Below are 18,151 nucleotides of genomic sequence, written 5' to 3'. Positions count from 1 at the left end.
TCTATAAATCTATTAAGGCAACTATGCCGCCGGCTTGTCTGTTCCTCTTCTTTTAACAATGGAAACCCTACGCCTTCGTTTTATGACTTTTATATAGCTTCCAAGAAATTTTTACCAAAAATTATTCATTTTCGTGTAATTAACCAGTTGGTCAAACTGTCTTATTTAATAGTCACCTATTTCTAGTAGAAAGAGGAGGGAGCTTGCAGTTCAATTCATCTAGCTTGATGCAAGTCAAATTTCCGGATGAAAAGAGGGAACTAGTTGAACAATCACCGCCTGATCAAACAATTGTCCGTCGTATCACTCGCCTTTACGTTCATTGCGGGAACGAGCCTCGCACAGGTTCAAACGGCCCAAGCCGCCCAGAGCAACGGCTTTAAACTGAATACTCCCGGCGCAGACACAAAGGCACTGCCGGATCAAGCAGCAGGGTACATTTCACCGAAGATCAACACCACTTCTACTGAATCGGTACGAGTCATCGTACAATTGAAAGGCCAGCCGGCTGCAGTCGGCAAATATGCCGCCAAAACAGGCAACAGCTCCCTTGCAGCAGAAGCTAACGAAACCTCCGTTAATCAAGAGCAGACCACTTTACTGAACAGCGCCAGAAGCAGCGGAATCGCGATGACCGTCAACTATCAGTACAACACGGTACTGAATGGTCTCGAAATAACCGTTCCGGCGAACAAGATTCCCGAACTCGCAAAGCTTCCGGGCGTGAAATCTATCCACCACAGCGCTAACTATTATCCGATTCCTGTCGGTAAACCGGCAGGTCTCGATGCCAATAGCCCCACTTATGACAGCAATCCGCTCAAGCAGATAGGCGCCGATGCCGCCTGGGCCAAAGGACTGACCGGTAAAGGCCTCAAGGTCGGCGTAATCGATACGGGCGTGGATTACCTGCATCCCGATCTCAAAGACGCTTATAAGGGCGGCTATGATTCTTTTGAGAAGGACAATGATCCTTACGAGGAACCTCCGCTCACTCCGGAAGAAGATCCGTACCGGACCGGGTTCGAAGGCACCTCTCACGGAACCCACGTGTCCGGCACAATTGTCGGACGGGCGGCTAATAAGACTTCAGACATCGTGCAGAAGGGCGTCGCTTATGAAGCCGACCTCTATGTGTACAAAGTACTCGGCCGCAATACCGAAACCGGTTCTGCCTCCGGATCATCGGCGCAGGTTATTGACGGGATCGAGCGGGCAGTCAAAGACGGCATGAACGTCATCAACCTGTCCCTGGGCTCAGATTCCGAGAAAGATTCCAATTCCCCCGATGTTGTCGCGATTAACAACGCCGTACTCGGCGGGGTTGTCACTGTCATCGCCAACGGGAACGCAGCGGACAAGGGACCTTACTATTACTCCCTCGGTTCCCCGGCAACCTCTCCGCTTGCCATTTCCGTAGGTGCCGTGACGAGTACGACGAACCAGTACAAGGCTACCGTAACGGAAGCAGCCTCTGCCGCGGCCACGGCAGCTGCCTCCGCATCGGCTTCCATCTCCGCTGCACAGAATCAGGCGGCGACCGTTACCGCAGCAGCTTACGCGCCTTACGATCTCAACGTAATGGCTTGGGAGACCGGCAAGGAGAACTTCGCTGCCCTGCTGGGCACGGGTGCCCAAGATGTCGTCTACGTGGATCTTGGACAGAATGAAGACTATGACGGCAAGGATGTCGCCGGAAAAGTCGTGCTGATCTCACGCGGAGGCATTGCCTTCATCGATAAGATCACCACTGCGAAGAGTAAAGGCGCCAAAGCCGCCATTATCTTCAACGGCAACACGGAGCGCAGCAACCCGAATGCTGCCGATCTGTCCCCTTCCGTAATCGGACGTGACGGGCATATCGGGTCCGCCGCCTTCCTCGGTGACGGGTTCGAGTATATCCCGACCTTCGATATGAAAGGAACCGAGGGGCGCGCACTGGCACGCAAGGCACTCGCCGCTCCGGGCAGTGCACTGAAGCTTGCCTTCGGACCGGAGTACCCGTATACGGAAACTCCCGGTGACACGATGGCCACCTTCAGCTCCCGCGGACCGAACGTGGATGCCGATCTGGGCATCAAGCCGGATATCACCGCTCCGGGCGTGAGCGTGCTGTCCACCTGGCCGGCCTACGGCAAGTTCAAGCCGGGCGCTTCCTATGACCGCGCCTACAGCCGCAACAGCGGTACCAGCATGGCGGCTCCTCATGTGGCCGGACTTGCCCTGCTGCTGAAGCAGCAGCACCCGGCCTGGACACCTGCCGATATCCGCGCCGGACTTGCCAACACATCCGACAAGATCCGCGATCTGAACGGAACGCTGTACGATGTGTACTCGCAGGGCGCAGGGCGCGCTAATCTGGCGAACGCGATCCAGACAACTGCCCTTCTGGAAACGGTAGAGCCGATCACCATCCTGGATAAATACTGGAATCCGCAGCCGGTAACCAACTACGGTTCCTCCGCCTCCTTTGGTGTCGTAGCGCCGGGAAGCAACGCCCAGAAAGAATTGCAGTTCAAGAATACATCCAAGCAATCCCAGACCTATTCCGCTAAAGTCGTCCTTCATTCGAGCGTGACTTCCGATCCGAATGCACCGACGCCTACACCGGATGTCAACAATCTGACTACCGAGCTCCTCGGGCTGAGCAGCGGCGGTAAAATTACGGCAGCCGCAGGCGCGGAGAAATCATTCTTCCTCTCCGTAACGCCTAAAGCTAATGCCGTGAAGGGTGTGTACGAAGGTGAAGTCGTACTGGAGAAGACCGGTCAGCCTACGCTGCATCTGCCATTCGCCGTTCACGTCGGAGCAGAGAAGCCGGAGAACGGCTTCGGACTGCAAGAGCTGGAACTGACCGAAACGGTCATTTATCCGGAGAATGACGAGGACGGCCCGACAACTTCGGACCTCTCCTTCCGTCTGACGGCCAAGAACATCAATTCTCTATCACTGTGGCTCTTCGGACTGGATGACAAACTCATCGGCCGCATCGATCAGATCGCGCAGCGCAACAGCGCGGGCGAGTACAAGCCGATCGAACCTGGCGTGTACTCTTTTGAAGGTATTGACGGTTCTTATGTCGACGGAGAAGCAGATGAGAATGGCGAACTGATTGTGAAAACACTCGGTTCCGGCACTTATAAATTGGCGGTTCTTGCAGAAAAACTCGACAAGTACGGCAATAACCCGGAACAAATCGCATACACGGCCTATACCTCGCTGCGTATTGCCAATCTGGAAAGCGACAAGGTCGCGCAAGCCAAAGATAAGTTCAAAACGGAAATCGTGAACACCAAGAAGCTCAACCAGCCTGTACTCAAACTTCCTAAAACCGATGGCATTCTCTATAAAGTGACGAACAGCAACAACAAAGCTTATATTGATAACAAGGGCATCTTGAAACTGGTTCCGGCAAAAGGAATCGTGAATGTCGAACTGACTGTCACGATCTCTTCCGTCAAAAATCCGGAAATTAAAACAACCGTCAAAGTGCCAGTCGTTCTGAGCAAGTCCAAGGTTCCAGATCGTAAAACCACGGATGAACTGGTTCCTGTAGAGTAAAGGTTCCAGTGAAAAGGTTCCAGTGAAAGTAAAGGTTCCAGTGTAAAAGAAGAGCCGTCTCCTGAACAGCTTTGGCTGCTTAGGGGACGGCTCATTTCAATTCTCTCTTTTATTCGCTCACGCTTATTTTATTACGATGCCCGCAATGGACCGTCAGGCGGGATTCGCCTCAAGGTTCTGCGCTTTTGTTTTACGGTGAAGCACAATAAAGTAGGTCAGGGTAATGCCGGCGAACAAGACAGTGAAAATACCCAGAATGCCTAAGTTACTCCACATGGAATCGTAATTGCCGCTTGAAATAACATCCTTAAGACCTGCAACCGAATAGGTCATCGGCAGCCAAGGCGTTACTTTCTGCAGCCAGTTCGGAATCAGTTCCAGAGGGAAAGTCCCTGCCGAGCTGGTCAGTTGGAAAATCAGGATCACGATAGCCAGGAAACGGCCCGGATTCTGCATCGTTGTCACCAGGAACTGAATCAGCATCATGAAACAGATACTTGTAAGAATCGAGAACAGCATAAACAGCGGAATGCTCTTCACTTCCATATCAAGCAGCCACAGAAGCGCGGCATCGGCCACGATGGCTTGGATAGTCCCTGCCGTGATCAGTGTCAGTGCTTTACTCCAGAACCAGCTCCAGCCGCTTCTTGGAGCAATCGCAGGCTCACGTACCGAGTACACAATGGTCAGTACAAGAGCACCTACGTACAGACCCAGCGACAGGAAGTATGGCGCGAAACCTGTTCCGTAGTTCGGAACTTCGTTGATCTTCTCCGTATCGGCCTTCACCGGTCCAGCGAACATATCGTACATCGAATCGGACACCTTAAGACCGGATGTTTTGTCAGATGCATCGCTCAGCTTAGAGGACAGTTCGTTCGAGCCGTCATTCAGCTCCGTAAGACCCGAAGCAATCTGATCCGCCCCGTCTTTGAGCTGCTGCGAACCGTCGATGAACGGGTTCAAATTAGTGGTGAGCTGGGTTAAGCCCTGGTGCAGCTCGGAAGCGCCGCCGGTCAGCTGCGCTGCTCCGGTTGCGAGTTCCTGGCTTCCGGCTTGGGCTTCGCCGAGCTTGGCCCCGAATCGATCCATGCCGCCAGTCAGCTTCTTGGCGCCCTCAGCTACCTGCTGGCCGCCTGCAGACAGCTTCTGTCCGCCAGCTGTGGCTTCTTTCAGCTTGCCGTCAAAAGCAGTCAGGCCGGAATTCAGCTGGCCCAAACCTTGATTAAGCTGAGCCGCGCCCTGGCCCAATTGCTCCTGCGCTTCCTTGGAGCTGGTCATGCCCGCGGCGAGCTGCTTGCTTCCTGCGAGCAGCTTCTGGAAGCCGACATCCTGCGCAAGCTCCTCATTCTGCTGCGCAAGGCCTTCGAGCCCCTTCGCGAGATCAGCTGCGCTCTGCTCAAGCTTCGCCGCGCCCGCTCCGGACTCGGCAAGACCGTCCGCGAGCTGCTTGGAAGCCTGCGAAGCCTGCCCGGAGCTGGCGGTCAGCTTGCCGCTGCCGTCTGCCAGCTGGGTGAGGCCGCTGCTTAAGTTCTGCGCGCCGGTTCCCAGCGATGCGGCACCGGTTCCCAGATCCGCTGCGCCCGAACCGAGCTGCTTCTGGGCTTCCTGCAGCTGCGCCAAGCCGCCCGCCAGACTGCTTGCTCCGCTGTTAAGCTTCGCGGCGCCCTGGTCCAGCTTCGCACCGCCGGCTTCCAGCTTCACGGCGCCTTCTTTTAAAGTTAACGTGCCGTTAACGAGATTGCCGAGGTTTTCTTCGATTTTAATAGCGCCGTCCTTAGCTGCAGATGTTCCTTCAGCCAGCTTGCCGGCCCCGTCGCTCGCCTTGCCGATCCCATCGGTCAGTTCCTCGACTTGATCGAAGACGGTACGGGCATAGGTTTCCGTGATGTTCTTATTCAGAGATTCCTTCATTTTCTCTACAGCGGTACCCCCGATTTGAGAAGCCAGGAAGTTGAAGCTCTCATTCGGCAGATAGGTGAACCGTGCCGCAGTCGGATTGTCAGAGGTTAACGTTGTCGTCTTCTCCGAGAAATCCTCAGGAATTTCGATCGTCATGTAATATTTCTTGTCTGCCATTCCGGCAGCCGCTTCATCCTTCGATACGAATTCCCAGCGGAACTGCGGGTCTTCCTTGAGCTTTTGGACAAATTCATCGCCGATATGCAGCGTCTTCCCATTAAACTCCGTGCCTTTATCCGCATTGACAATCGCTACCGGTAACTCAGCCATCTTGGCGTAAGGGTCCCAGAAAGCCACCAGAAACATGGCCGTGTACAATACGGGAACCATCAATACCGCAATAACGGGGATCAGCACCTTGCGGTTGCGCACAATCGAAGCTAATTCACTCCCGAATTGTCTTTGTCTAGTACCCTTCTTCATCTTTCCCACTCCTATAATTTACTATATGACTATTTTCGTCAAACGGTCATTTTCTTGCGTAAAAAAAGGCCAGCGCTTATGGAGCCAACCCTTCTTGTAAATAAAACCGGAGCAATTCAGCCACTTGCTTCTTATCCAGCCGTTCATGCGTATTTCTCCAGTCCGAGGTCAATGCTATAAACAGTTTCAGCATCACATACGCCGTAATTTCGGGATTGCAGGGCTTGATTTCGCCTTTATCAACCGCATACTGAACCTGCTGCTGAATGTAACCGACAATCGCCTTCTCTATCTGCTGAATCCCTTCATGCGCCATTTGCGTACTGATCTCTTTGACCTCTTGTGAAAGCTTGATCGCCAGTTCGTGCTCTTCCTGAAAATCCAATATTCGATCCAGCACTCTGCCCAAATTCTCGAAAAAGCGCAGCTTCGGATCCAAAGCCTCTTCGGCCACATGCTTCAGTTCCTGAATGAGCCGGTTCATGATTTCCTGGAACAATTCTTCCTTATTAATAAAATAAGTATAAATAGTTCCTTTGCCTACATTTGCGATTTTGGCAATCTGATCCATTGTAGTCGCTTTGTACCCGAATAGAGCAAAAGATTTTGACGCCGCTTCTATAATAAGTTCACGACGGTCAACTGCCATTTCATCACCTCGATACGATATGACTAAAATGTTCATTTGGTCATTTTCTAAGCTGAAGTTATTCTATCATGCTCATTTCTTTTTTGCAAGAACGAATGCAAGGACATTTGATACAGGAAGTATATTATTACGTTGAGCATTACTAGCCTCTGTTCAACCCTGATATTCATCAATCGATACAAACGGTGATACCTTCTGTACCACGCTCGTACCCTGCTAAAAATCATCCTTATACCTCTGTCCGATGTAAGTGTTTCCTTAATAAATTTCTGTAAGGCTATGCTCTTTCAAATGCTGTCTAGTTATTGCTTTATATAAAACAATACATAATATGTAATTTATGTTGATATTTGTAAAGTTTTCTGTTACTATTAAAACGTAAAGACAACCAGATAAACATAAAAAATAATTCATATAGGAGCTGAGAAAATGAAAAAAGCAATCCTAACTTTAACTGCATTTGCAACAATCTTATCAAGTGGTTTAATTGCAAACCAAGCATCCGCCGCAACAGTACAAGGTAATCAACCTACTAAAATTGAAACACAATCTACTATTTACTCCTCTATCACTATGAGAGTTGGAGAAGGCAGAAAAATTGCAGGCGATCATGTTTCGATTTCAGCCGCAAATCCAACTAACTGTCTTGGACTAGATGGATTCGGAAACTTAACTGCTTTCGCAGCGGGGACTGGTACTGTAGTTGCGGAATGGAATAGTGGTACAAGAGTTGTTTATTATGTTACTGTGCAGCCTTAAGAAAATTATTAACACTGAAGAATCCTGTGGAAGACCCTTCAAAGGTTATCACGTTTAGGAAGGACCTTTAATTCAAATAAGATTTTGCAGTATTAAGGAGCAGTTTTTTCTCAATCGAGAATAGACTGCTCTTTCTCTTGCGACTCCACTACCTTCAACCCATAAGCTTGAAAATATTTTATTCTTATTCTGATTGCAATTTTTTCGGGCGGCTTACCTCTTTAAATTATTTAACCCATCTATCATTTCCATAATCAGTAAATATAAATTATGAATTGGAAATTCGCACATCCCAAACTTCACTCTAGAAGAATAACATTCGCCGTTCTTAAAAAATGATAAACTGGATATATATGAGTATTCACTTGATTAATAGGAAGAAAATCTTATCGTTACGTAATCCTCTGCTATTTAAAGATGGAAGCAGCTTGAGGTTGTTTATGAGTCTGGGAGAGAGAAATGATTAGGCTTATCCCCTTTGCGGAACAGAATCCTGTCTAACCAAAAAAGCCGACTAATCACTTGGGATTAGCGGCTCCTTCTCTTCCTTTGCTCGCCTCGCACAGTCATCCTCACGGCCTTTCGTTAAGCTGAATAGACTCTCCAGGGACCAGCGTGACATAGATCCGTTCATTCTCGACCGCTTCGCCGGAGATAATCTTCAGCAGCTGTTCGGCTGCCAGCGCCCCCCATTTGTGCTTGGAGTAATCAATCGTGGCCAGGCGCGGGGTCATGTAAGCGGACAATTCAATATTATCAAAGCCGATGATATGGATATGCTCTCCGATCCGGTACTCTGACTGCATGACCGTATTATACACGCCGATAGCCATCTCATCGTTAAGGCACAATACAGCTGACGGCTCCCTGTATTCCTGCAGGATGCGTTCTGCCGCTTTCTCGCCGGAAGATTTGCTGAAGTTGCCCTCGATCTCCGTATATTCGGCATCCGGGACCCGGTCCATTACCTGTTTGACGGCCTGCAGACGCTTGTTGGCGTCATAGGAAGCTTGCGGCCCCGTTACGACATACAGTTTGCGATAGCCAAGATCCAGCGCATGTTCCGCCGCCAGTGTCGCTCCCGCTTTGTTATCCAGCAGCACCTGATTAATATTCGGGTGAACCAGTTCCCGGTCCAGGACGACAATCTTATGCCCCCGGTCCGCATGCTGCAGCAGTTCCTTGTCGGAGAAGGCCGCGTCCAGCACGATAGCGCCGTCAATCATCCTCTCCGGAAGGAAACGATGAGACTGCTCCCCACTGCATACGATGACCTCATAGCCTTGACGGTCCAGCCCTTCCTTAATGCCCTGCAGCAGCAGACCATAGAACGGGCCGCTAAAATCCGTCAGAAAAACACCGATAATTTTCGTCTGCCTTTTCTTAAGTGTCCGTGCCGCTGCATTGGGCGTATAGTCCAGTTCTTTGGCGATCGCCAGAATACGGGCACATGTTTCATCCGTTACCTTGGAGCTGCCGTTCAGCGCGTACGATACCGTCGATATAGAAACACCCGCTTTTTTTGCGATATCTTTAATGCTGACCACAATACTCTCTCCTCACGTTTCATTTCTATTAGGTTAATCATACCATTATTTCGCTTGCTTACTATCCCCTAATGAATCCGGTTGTAAAAGCAAAAGGACGGTCCAGCAGGACCGCCGTTTCGGCTCAGTTAACTAGTTCAATAACATTCCGGCCAGTGCCCGAAAGGTGCTTCAGCAGCTCCTCACGCTTGATCCGCAGACCGCCCGCGCGGTAACGGTTGGCCACTTCCTCCGTGATCAGATCATGTCCGTTCACACTTACACGCCGGACCGGTTTACCCGCAGCATGGTACAGGAAGGTGACAGGGATATCCATAATCCGGAAATCAAACCGCAGACCGTCAAGATCCGCCGGCAGCACCGGATCTACAACAAGGTCTCCGCCTTGGGTCCGTATCCCCAGGCAGCTGGAAATAAGCTGGTTCATGTAAATTCCCGGACCGCTGGAATAAATTCTCCAGCCTCCTTTAACGGCAACGCTGCCATCCCGAAGCTCCCCGAACCGTTCCTGGGCTTCATAGCGGGTATTGAACTTGCCGTCCGAGCTGCTGAAGTAAGCGTTGCTCTGGCGGAGCTCGGCACTAGGCACAACATCCTGGATCCGGACAGGGTTGATCACCTGCAGGCCGCGCCAGACTTCATCGGCCTTGCCCAGCTTGGCCATCGCTTCTACAAAGCGGATATGGGCATGGACATACTGCAGGCCGACTTCGCGGCCCAAATTAGCTGCCTGCTCCGCACGCTTGAAGTGGCGGCTGACGCCACCGTCGTAATGGGCAGGCCGGTTCATCAGGCGGACGCCGTCAGGGTAGTACATCTCTTCCTTGATGAGGCGGTAGTGCGCTTCGGCCTGCTCTGGCGTAAACAGTTCACTGATCATACTACGCGTCATCGGCAGCAGCCGGTAAGAGATGCCCGTCTTCGTATCCGACGGATGCAGCATAAACTCGGTCTCGCCGGGTTTCTCCATATAGACGAAACCGGGAATGACGTCCGTATTCAGCACATAGAGGGAGAAATCCCGCTTAATACCGGCTGCCATCTCCCCCAGCTCCGCCGATAAATCCGGGTCCGCCTCTGTCAGTACGGCAGAGAGCTGACGGACTGCCTGGTAGGTCAGCGCCACAGTCCAAGAGCTGACCATATACTTCTTGAGCCGGGCATTAGCCGGCTGAAGCGTGTCATCCCAGTCTCCATCCCCGTATGAAGACAGGTGGGTATCATGCAGGAAGTTACGCTGGATATACTGGACTTCTTTGCGGACGTGATCCTTCAAAGAAGCCTGCTCCTCTGTGAAACCAAACGTATGCCGCTTCGTGTAAGGAAGCTTTTCCTGGAGGAAAGCCACATCCCCGGTTGCGGCCAAATAATCGCCGAGAATTTTCAGCGGCCACACGATGACATCCCCATGGCTCTCCTCCTGCTGGATGTGGGCATACCGGTCAAACATGAACCACTGCGGCCAGTTGCCCTCATCTTCATACTGATGGGCATATAAAGTGCGCAGAATGTCACGAATTTCATCGTACTTGCCTGTGGCGGCAAAATACTCCATCGGCCCCTGGCACACGTCCCGTGTTCCCCATGCGGCTCCGCCATACTGTTCCAATCCGTGCGGAACCGAGTAGTGGACGAGCATATTATGGGTGTACCACCAGGCCAGCGCATTCATCTTGTCCAGCGACTCATCCGTGCCGGCACCGGAGCGCGACAAACGGAATCCGTTCATGACGGACTCCAGGAAGTCCCGGTAGCGCGCAGCTTCCTGAGCGGCATCTGCCCCGGTGAAGGCAGCTTCTTCCCCGCGAAGCAGCCCTTGCACTGTCAGGCTCCAGGAGGCACTCGCGCCAATCTCCAGCACGACCAGCGAGGCCGAGCCCGGTGCGGCATCAGGTGCCAGCCGGCTCTCATCTGTCACGCCGAGGCCCGCCCCCTCCACGCGCATGCGGTAGCGCAGGTCCGGCCACACGGCAGCGCTGTCTGAAGCGTTATCGGCAGTGAACGCAATGGTTTGTCCGTCCGCTTCCAGCTCCCGGCAGAACGGAACCTCGTACTCGTTGTTGTTCATAACAACCTGGTTGGTCACGAGGTACCGGTATGCCTTACCTTGCTCCGAGACGATCTGCAGGTGAACTTCAGGCGCGTCCGCAGCGGTGAAGTTGGTGATGATGACCGTATCCCCGGGCATTTTATAATACCAGCGCGTGTAGTTGAATCCGATCTCGAACAGAGAAGGTAACGTGAGCAGCCGGAATTCTCCCCCGCTCTCTATATAAATGCGTTGTCCCGCCGTTTTGGGAACGTTCAGGGCATTACGCGCATGGGTCAGCATTTTATTAAAAGACGTATTCCCTACGGTGAGCTGGGAGTTAAACACCCCGTACATATAGGAAGTAGATGTGATAACGGACTCATTCAACCGTGCGTTATCTCCGCTCATCAGGATGTGCCCGTGCGGACGCTCAACCTGGAGTTCTTTTGCTTGTAGCACCACATGCTCATACGTTTCCGTAAAAAAGGAGAGCAGCTCGTCTTCTTGACGTTCCTCCAGACGGCGCTCCGGGAAATAATGCCGGATCTCTTCCGAGGTGAAGCTTTCACCCGTCAGCGGTTTGCCGATATCGGCGGAGCGAAGAACAGGTTTGGCTGCAGTGAAGCCGGCAGCTGCCCCGCCCTCGGATCGGGCTGCAAGCCCATTTGCTCCGGAAGCATCATCTGCATACATACGCTGGGCTAATTCCCATGCTTCCGCCACTTCCTCTTCATATTCAAGAGACGTAACGGCTTCCGGATGGTTTGGCTTGAAGAGACCGTAGAAGACGAAACGGGCCGCTTCGACCCCGCTGCCTATACGGACCCGTTCCGACTGGAGCGCTGTATACGCAAACTCATACTGGTAAATTTCATTGGCAAGTTCATTCCGGGATAACGCTTCCGGCTTATCCGTTTCCTTGTAAGAAAGCCCGAAGAACTGGAACCCGTCCGTAGAGAAGCCGGCTGCTTTCGTTAAGGAGCCCTGCTGCATATAAGGAAACAACGTTCCTTGAGGCTGATTTTGACGCGAGCAGACGACACGTCCTAATGCGCTGTCGTCAAATACCGTATGATCGATATATTGGGACAGATAAGCTTCATTGCTGCGGACGGCCCCCCGGTCGGCAAGACCCAAATCCTGACCGTACACCAAATCGATCTCAGCATCCGCGGTTCCGCTGACCTGAACGTCCCAGAACCAGATATCCCGGGGCGTCAAAGTGAAGGTCACCCGGTAGGACATCCCTTCGGCCGTTCCTTCCCAGATCACCTGGGAACCGCTGTACCGAAAGCGGCTGCCCGAATGAACGCCTAGCAAAGGAATCGCTTCGATTCCTTCCTCCCGGTGCAGGCGAAGGTACAAATTATTCAGCGATCCGTCAATCGGATTAGCCAGCCATTGATTGATCAGGAAAGGCCCCGAGGTGATTTCCCGGATATCTCCGCTGTTTAGAAAAGCAAACCGCAGGCTCCCCGCCTGGATATCGAACGATGTGCTCGTGCATGTGGTCATGTTTGGCTCACTCGCTTTCTTTACTTGGTTAACCGGAAACGGAGTTCTGCGGTATCCCGGCTGTTCGGTCCGACAAAAGCGGCGAATTCTCCAGCGTCGCTCGTGTGGCTCAGGTCCGCATGATAGTAGCGGAGCTGCTCTTCAGATAAGGTAAACGTAACCTTTACGCTTTCTCCGGGCTCCAGGAAAATTTTCTTGTAAGCTTTCAGCTCTTTAACGGGCCGCACGACCTCGCCTGCGAAATCCCGCACATAGAGCTGAACAACTTCTTCACCCGGCATAGCTCCTGTGTTCGTAACCCGGACGGAGACCGTGAGCGGCTGTCCGGCTGTCATCGTATTCCCTTCTAGAGCGGCCTCTTCATACGCAAAGGACGTATAACTCAGACCGAAGCCGAATGGCAGCAGCGGTTCGTTCGGGATATCCAGATATTTGGATACATAATGTACCTGTGCATCAGGCGCATCTTGGGGACGGCCTGTATTGAAATAATTGTAGTATACCGGCACCTGACCGACGCTGTACGGGAACGACATCGTCAGCCGTCCCGACGGGTTCTCGGCACCATAGAGCAGATCGGCGATCGCCGCCCCGCCCTCTGTTCCGGGGAACCAGGCTTCGAGTACGGCATCCGCTTCGTCGATGATGCCGTGCAGATCAAGCGGGCGGCCGTTGAACAGCACGGCTGTCATCGGCTTGCCCAGCGCCTTCAGCGCGGCGACCAGCTCAAGCTGCGGAGCGGGCAGCCGGATGTCCGCACGGCTGCAAGCCTCGCCGCTCATTCCGGAGTGCTCCCCGAGCGCCAGTACGATGACGTCCGCGCTGCGGGCAGCCTCAAGCGCCTGCGTGATCTGCTCTGGTGTGCCGCTCTCGACATCGCAGCCTTCCGCGACCGTAATCCGGGCCGGGTCTGTATAGGCGGCGAGGCCCTGGTAAAGCGGCACCGCTTCTTCTGCGGAGCCCATCCAGGACCACGGCCCGAGAATGTCCCCGCTCTTCGCGAACGGACCAATCAGCGCGATCCGGCTTTCCGGTCTGAGCGGCAGGACGCCGCCCTCGTTCTTGAGCAGCACGCACGACTTCCGTGCCAGCTCCCGGGCGGCTTCGCGGTGAGCCCCGCTAAGCACGATCTCCCGCTCCCGCTCCGGGTCAGCGCCCCTCAGCGGGCTCTCGAACAAGCCCAGTTTCTGCTTCAGGCGCAGAATCCGGAGAACCGCTTCGTCGATCAGCGCCTCTTCGATCACGCCTTGTTCAACCATCGCGCGCAGATGGCCAATGTAACATGTCGTCATCATCTCGATATCGACGCCCGCAGCAAGTGCCCTCCGGCCTGCTTCGGCCTCATCGGCGGCAGTCCCGTGCGCGATAAGTTCCTTGACCGCGCCCCAATCCGAGATGAGCACACCGTCAAAGCCCCATTCCGTGCGAAGCAGATCCCGCATGAGTCTGGTATTGCCGCTGGCCGGTATCCCGTCTACGGTATTGAAGGCTGTCATGACCATTTCGCAGCCTTCATCTAATGCCGCCTTATAGGCGGGCAGGTAGAATTCCCGGAGCTGACGTTCGGACATGTCCACCGTATTGTAATCGCGTCCGCCTTCCGCCGCTCCATAGGCTGCGAAATGCTTGACGCAGGCGGCTACCCGGTCCGAATCCGCGCTCAAATCCTCGCCCTGGAATCCGCGAACAAATGCCCGTGCAAATTCGCTGTTCAGATAAGGGTCTTCACCCGTGGATTCCATTACCCGGCCCCAGCGCGGGTCACGAACCAGATCCACCATGGGTGCAAAGGTGACATGAACACCGGATACGGCGGCCTCTTTGGCTGCGATTTCCGCGCTCTTGCGGGCAAGCTCCATATCCCAGGAGCAGCCGATGGCAAGCGGAACGGGGAAAATCGTCTTGTAGCCATGGACGATATCCGCCATAAACAGCAGCGGAATACCGTGCGGATTTTTGCGAAGATGCGCGTTCTGGATGGCAATGACCTCGTCGGCGCCCGTAACCCCGAGAACCGATCCCGTATGGGTTAGCACTTCATCCGTAATGCCCATGGCAGCCATAGGCCCGGTAATTTGCCCCTGGCTTGATGCCCCTTCAAAGAAAGGTCCCGCCAACTGCTGTAGCTGGGCGATTTTCTGATCCAGTGTAAGCTTCTCCAGAATGGATAACAGCTGCTTCTCAGACATTGTAGTGCCCCCTTATGATGTGAGATTAGATGGGTTGATATATACGTTCATAGTTTTACAAATGATTAGTGAAACGTTTCGATTTGTGATAATCCGAATTATAAACCTCTTCTTTCAGAGATGTCAAACCCACAAATTAACTTAATCAGGCAATTGAAAGCGGTTTATTTTTCCTGAAAAAGAAACTTGAATCCGATTACAGGATGATTTATAATGAAATCGAAACGTTTCGATTGCGTTTGACATCCTTATTAATTAGGCACAATAAGATTACACCCTATTTATTCATAATCACTCATTAACGGGAGGAAACAAGAATGAAGCGTAACAAGTGGGCAGCGGGACTAGCAGGTGCAATGATCCTGACCAGCGTATTATCTGCATGCGGTAATGGGGGAACGACAGAAGGCGGTAACAGCGCAGAAGGCGGTAAAGTCACCTTAAATGTGTGGGGGATGGGCGAGGAAGCCAAGTCTCTGCCTAAAATCGCCGAGCAGTTCGAGAAAGACAATCCGAATATTAAAATTAACGTCCAGGCTCTTCCGTGGTCTTCCGCTCACGATAAGCTGCTGACGGCCGTTGCCTCCAAGAAAGGCCCCGATGTCGTGCAAATGGGAACCACGTGGATTCCTGAATTTGCAGCAGCCGGTGCGCTGATGGATTTGACGCCTATGGCCGCTAATTATCCCGAAATCAAAGAAGACAATTTCTACCCCGGCTCAATTCTGACCACCAAGTATGAGGATAAAACCGTAGGGGTGCCTTGGTATATCGATACGCGCGTGCTTTACTACCGGACAGACCTGCTTAAAGAAGTCGGTTATAATGAAGCACCGAAAACATGGGACGAGCTGCAAGACGCCGCCGCGAAGCTGACACAGCGGGGCAAAGGCAAGTACGGAATTTCCATCGATCCCAAAGAGCAGTCTCTGGCGTTCATGTTCGCAAGGCAGAATGGCTCCAAGCTGATCGACGACAAGACGCCGCTTTTCGATCAGCCGGAATTCGTTGAAGCCGTCGATTATCTCAACAGCTTCTACAAGAACGGCTCAGCGCCCAAAGATCTGGGCATCGATGCTATTCAAGGCCTGTCCGGAGACGGTGTGGTACCGATGTTTATCAGCGGCCCCTGGATGGTTAAGCTGATTAACGATCAGGCACCTGATCTCAAAGGTAAATGGGCCACTGCGGTACTTCCGAAGAAAGAAAACAATATTTCCTCACTTGGCGGAGCCAACTTGTCGGTCTTCCAATATACCGAGCATAAAGAGGAAGCTATGAAGTTCCTTGCTTATATGAGCAAGCCGGAGACACAGCTGAAATGGCTGGAACTGACACAGTCTATGCCTTCAACCAAGAAGGCTTGGGAAGATCCCGCTCTTCAGCAGGACCCTCACTACAAGGTCATCGGTGAGCAGATGAAAGCGTCCGAGCCGATGCCAATGATCAAGCCATTTGAAGAAATTGCGCAGACTTACCTGAAAAGCTTCGAGCGGATCTACCGCGGTCAGGCAGAAGTTAAACCCGAGCTTGACGCTTTCAATAAGCAGGCTCAATCGATTCTAAACAAATAAATGATCGGATCCATCGTAAAAAGACCCGATGCTAGCCGGCCCCGCAGGCCGGTTTAGCTATTAACGGCCCGCCTAATCCGGGCGACAGTGAAGGAAGGGACATGAGATGAAGGGATTCAGCAACAGCAAAGCGCCCTATTTTTTTATAGCACCTACCATGATATTGCTTACACTTTTCTCCCTGCTTCCTATCTTTGTAGCATTAATTATCTCCTTTACCGATATGGATCTGGCCGGATTGGCCGACTATTCCAACATTAACTTCATCGGCTTCGAGAACTATATCAATGTCCTCCAGGATCCGCTTTTCCTGAAAGCCATCACGAACACCCTGTTCTATGTCATCATCGGGGTACCGTGTGTCGTTATCTTCTCACTCGGGATCGCATTGTTGATTAACTATGGAACTTCACGTATTTTCAAAGCGTTCCGGGTCATCTATTACCTGCCGTCCGTCACTAACGTAGTTGCGGTGGCCGTCGTTTGGGGCTACTTGTACAATCCTGCCTTCGGCCTTTTCAATTATGTACTGGAATCAGCAGGTTTTGACAAGGTTCCCTGGCTTACCGATCCGGTTATGGCCAAGATCTCCTTGATTCTTCTGGCGTTATGGCGTGCTATAGGACTCAATATGATTATTTTCATCGCTGCTCTGCAGGGAATCCCCAAAACCTATTACGAAGCCGCACAACTGGATGGAGCGAACACATGGCAGCAGATGATTCATATTACGGTGCCTATGCTCCGTTTCGCGATCTTCTTCGTTTCGATCACGACGATGATCGGCTGGCTCCAGTTCTTCGAAGAACCTTTCGTCATGACGGAAGGCGGGCCGCTGGACGGAACGACGTCTGTCGCACTGTTTGTGTATAACAACGGCTTTAAGCTGAGCAATTTCGGCTATGCCGCTGCAGGATCTTTCGTCCTGTTTATTGCGATTATTGTCATTACCATTGTTCAGTTCCGGCTCCAGAACAAAGAAACCGACATCTGATACGAACGGAGGGAAACCTTGTGGCTGCAAAATCCGCAAATCTGCGAACGGTCCGGACGAGTAAGTCCGGATCCGGTACTTTGTTTCAAGGGATCGTCTTTACCTTGCTGACCCTGGGCGGCATCCTATTCCTGATTCCGTTCGTTTGGATGATTCTATCCGCGTTCAAACCGGAAAGTGAAGTGCTGCGAATACCGCCTACCCTATTGCCCGAAACATTCACCATAGATAACTTCAAGAACTTGTTCGCCAATATGAACTTCGGGGTTTATCTGAAAAACACACTGATCATCGTACTGTTCTCATTTCTAGGTCTGTTCCTGAATGCCATGGCCGGTTTCGGCTTTGCCAAATACAAGTTCAAGGGCCGTGACAAACTGTTCTATCTTGTGCTTGCCACTATGATGATTCCGGGACAGGTTACGATGATTCCCGTCTATCTCATCCTGAACTCGATGGAATTGACGAACACCTTGATCGGCATCGTACTGCCGGGTCTTGTCGGAGCGTTCGGCATCTTCCTGTTCCGCCAGTTCATGTCGGCGATTCCGGATGAACTGCTGGAAGCAACCCGGCTTGACGGTGCCAGTGAGTTCAGGACTTTCCTGCAGATCGTTCTGCCGATCTCCAAGCCGATTCTATCGGTACAGGCTATCCTGACGTTCATAGCCGGATGGAACAGCTTCCTCTGGCCGCTGATCATCGCCAACGATGAGAAGCTGTACACCCTGTCGGTCGGATTATCCCTGCTGAAGGGCCAGTACAGCAGCAACTTCGCGCTGCAGATGGCCGGTTCATCGTTCATGGTGGTACCTATTCTGATCATCTTCGCTATCTTCCAGAAATACATTATCGACAACTACAGCATTTCAGGCATGAAATAATGCGCAAAAGAGTACAGTCCTTCCTGAGGATTGTACTCTTTTGCTTTGGCATCCTATTCTAA

General features: G+C 52.2%; 10 protein-coding genes. 5 read left to right on the top strand and 5 right to left on the bottom strand.

Annotation, left to right across the window (positions count from 1 at the left end; translation table 11 throughout):
• Positions 1 to 264 precede the first annotated feature (264 nt).
• The gene (locus tag EDM21_RS17580) at positions 265 to 3,561 is read left to right on the top strand and encodes a S8 family serine peptidase (RefSeq protein ID WP_157337593.1); all 3,297 of its coding nucleotides are present in this window, start codon (positions 265 to 267) and stop codon (positions 3,559 to 3,561) included.
• 153 nt (positions 3,562 to 3,714) lie between these two features.
• Here the strand turns inward: EDM21_RS17580 and EDM21_RS17575 are convergent, their stop codons facing one another.
• Complete coding sequence (locus EDM21_RS17575; RefSeq protein ID WP_157337591.1) at positions 3,715 to 5,946, bottom strand: YhgE/Pip domain-containing protein; 2,232 nt, start codon at positions 5,944 to 5,946, stop codon at positions 3,715 to 3,717.
• Between the two features lie 76 nt (positions 5,947 to 6,022).
• Positions 6,023 to 6,595 carry a TetR/AcrR family transcriptional regulator gene (locus tag EDM21_RS17570; protein ID WP_068777135.1) on the bottom strand — a complete coding sequence of 191 codons (573 nt, stop codon included), beginning with the start codon at positions 6,593 to 6,595 and terminating at the stop codon, positions 6,023 to 6,025.
• 429 nt (positions 6,596 to 7,024) lie between these two features.
• Between EDM21_RS17570 and EDM21_RS17565 the strand changes: the two genes are divergently transcribed.
• A complete protein-coding gene (locus EDM21_RS17565; protein WP_157337589.1) occupies positions 7,025 to 7,354 on the top strand; it encodes a hypothetical protein in 330 nt (109 codons plus the stop codon).
• Between the two features lie 572 nt (positions 7,355 to 7,926).
• Here the strand turns inward: EDM21_RS17565 and EDM21_RS17560 are convergent.
• The 3 genes from EDM21_RS17560 to bglX all read right to left on the bottom strand — a co-directional run bounded on the left by EDM21_RS17560 (position 7,927) and on the right by bglX (position 14,637).
• Positions 7,927 to 8,901, bottom strand: a complete 975-nt coding sequence (locus EDM21_RS17560) for a substrate-binding domain-containing protein (protein ID WP_166542076.1) — start codon at positions 8,899 to 8,901, stop codon at positions 7,927 to 7,929.
• Positions 8,902 to 9,025: 124 nt separating this feature from the next.
• Positions 9,026 to 12,448 carry a GH36-type glycosyl hydrolase domain-containing protein gene (locus EDM21_RS17555; protein WP_157337587.1) on the bottom strand — a complete coding sequence of 1,141 codons (3,423 nt, stop codon included), beginning with the start codon at positions 12,446 to 12,448 and terminating at the stop codon, positions 9,026 to 9,028.
• A 20-nt stretch (positions 12,449 to 12,468) separates the two neighbouring features.
• Positions 12,469 to 14,637: a beta-glucosidase BglX gene (gene bglX / locus EDM21_RS17550; protein ID WP_157337585.1), complete on the bottom strand. Its 2,169-nt coding sequence runs from the start codon at positions 14,635 to 14,637 to the stop codon at positions 12,469 to 12,471.
• 317 nt (positions 14,638 to 14,954) lie between these two features.
• Here bglX and EDM21_RS17545 point away from each other — a divergent pair, with 317 nt between their 5' ends.
• The 3 genes from EDM21_RS17545 to EDM21_RS17535 all read left to right on the top strand — a co-directional run bounded on the left by EDM21_RS17545 (position 14,955) and on the right by EDM21_RS17535 (position 18,089).
• Complete coding sequence (locus EDM21_RS17545; RefSeq protein WP_157337584.1) at positions 14,955 to 16,211, top strand: sugar ABC transporter substrate-binding protein; 1,257 nt, start codon at positions 14,955 to 14,957, stop codon at positions 16,209 to 16,211.
• 106 nt (positions 16,212 to 16,317) lie between these two features.
• Positions 16,318 to 17,205, top strand: a complete 888-nt coding sequence (locus EDM21_RS17540; RefSeq protein ID WP_157337582.1) for a carbohydrate ABC transporter permease — start codon at positions 16,318 to 16,320, stop codon at positions 17,203 to 17,205.
• Between the two features lie 41 nt (positions 17,206 to 17,246).
• A complete protein-coding gene (locus EDM21_RS17535) occupies positions 17,247 to 18,089 on the top strand; it encodes a carbohydrate ABC transporter permease (protein ID WP_420850673.1) in 843 nt (280 codons plus the stop codon).
• Positions 18,090 to 18,151 lie beyond the last annotated feature (62 nt).

It is taken from the genome of Paenibacillus lutrae (assembly GCF_009757775.1).
In the GTDB taxonomy this organism is placed as follows: Bacteria; Bacillota; Bacilli; order Paenibacillales; family NBRC-103111; genus Paenibacillus_F; species Paenibacillus_F lutrae.
This window is presented reverse-complemented; position numbering and strand designations above follow the sequence as displayed.

Coding starts and splice junctions, on each gene's coding strand:
- EDM21_RS17565 (WP_157337589.1), top strand. CDS start 7,025: ATGAAAAAAGCAATCCTAACTTTAACTGCATTTGCAACAATCTTATCA.
- EDM21_RS17570 (WP_068777135.1), bottom strand. CDS start 6,595: ATGGCAGTTGACCGTCGTGAACTTATTATAGAAGCGGCGTCAAAATCT.
- EDM21_RS17555 (WP_157337587.1), bottom strand. CDS start 12,448: ATGACCACATGCACGAGCACATCGTTCGATATCCAGGCGGGGAGCCTG.
- EDM21_RS17540 (WP_157337582.1), top strand. CDS start 16,318: ATGAAGGGATTCAGCAACAGCAAAGCGCCCTATTTTTTTATAGCACCT.
- bglX (WP_157337585.1), bottom strand. CDS start 14,637: ATGTCTGAGAAGCAGCTGTTATCCATTCTGGAGAAGCTTACACTGGAT.
- EDM21_RS17575 (WP_157337591.1), bottom strand. CDS start 5,946: ATGAAGAAGGGTACTAGACAAAGACAATTCGGGAGTGAATTAGCTTCG.
- EDM21_RS17545 (WP_157337584.1), top strand. CDS start 14,955: ATGAAGCGTAACAAGTGGGCAGCGGGACTAGCAGGTGCAATGATCCTG.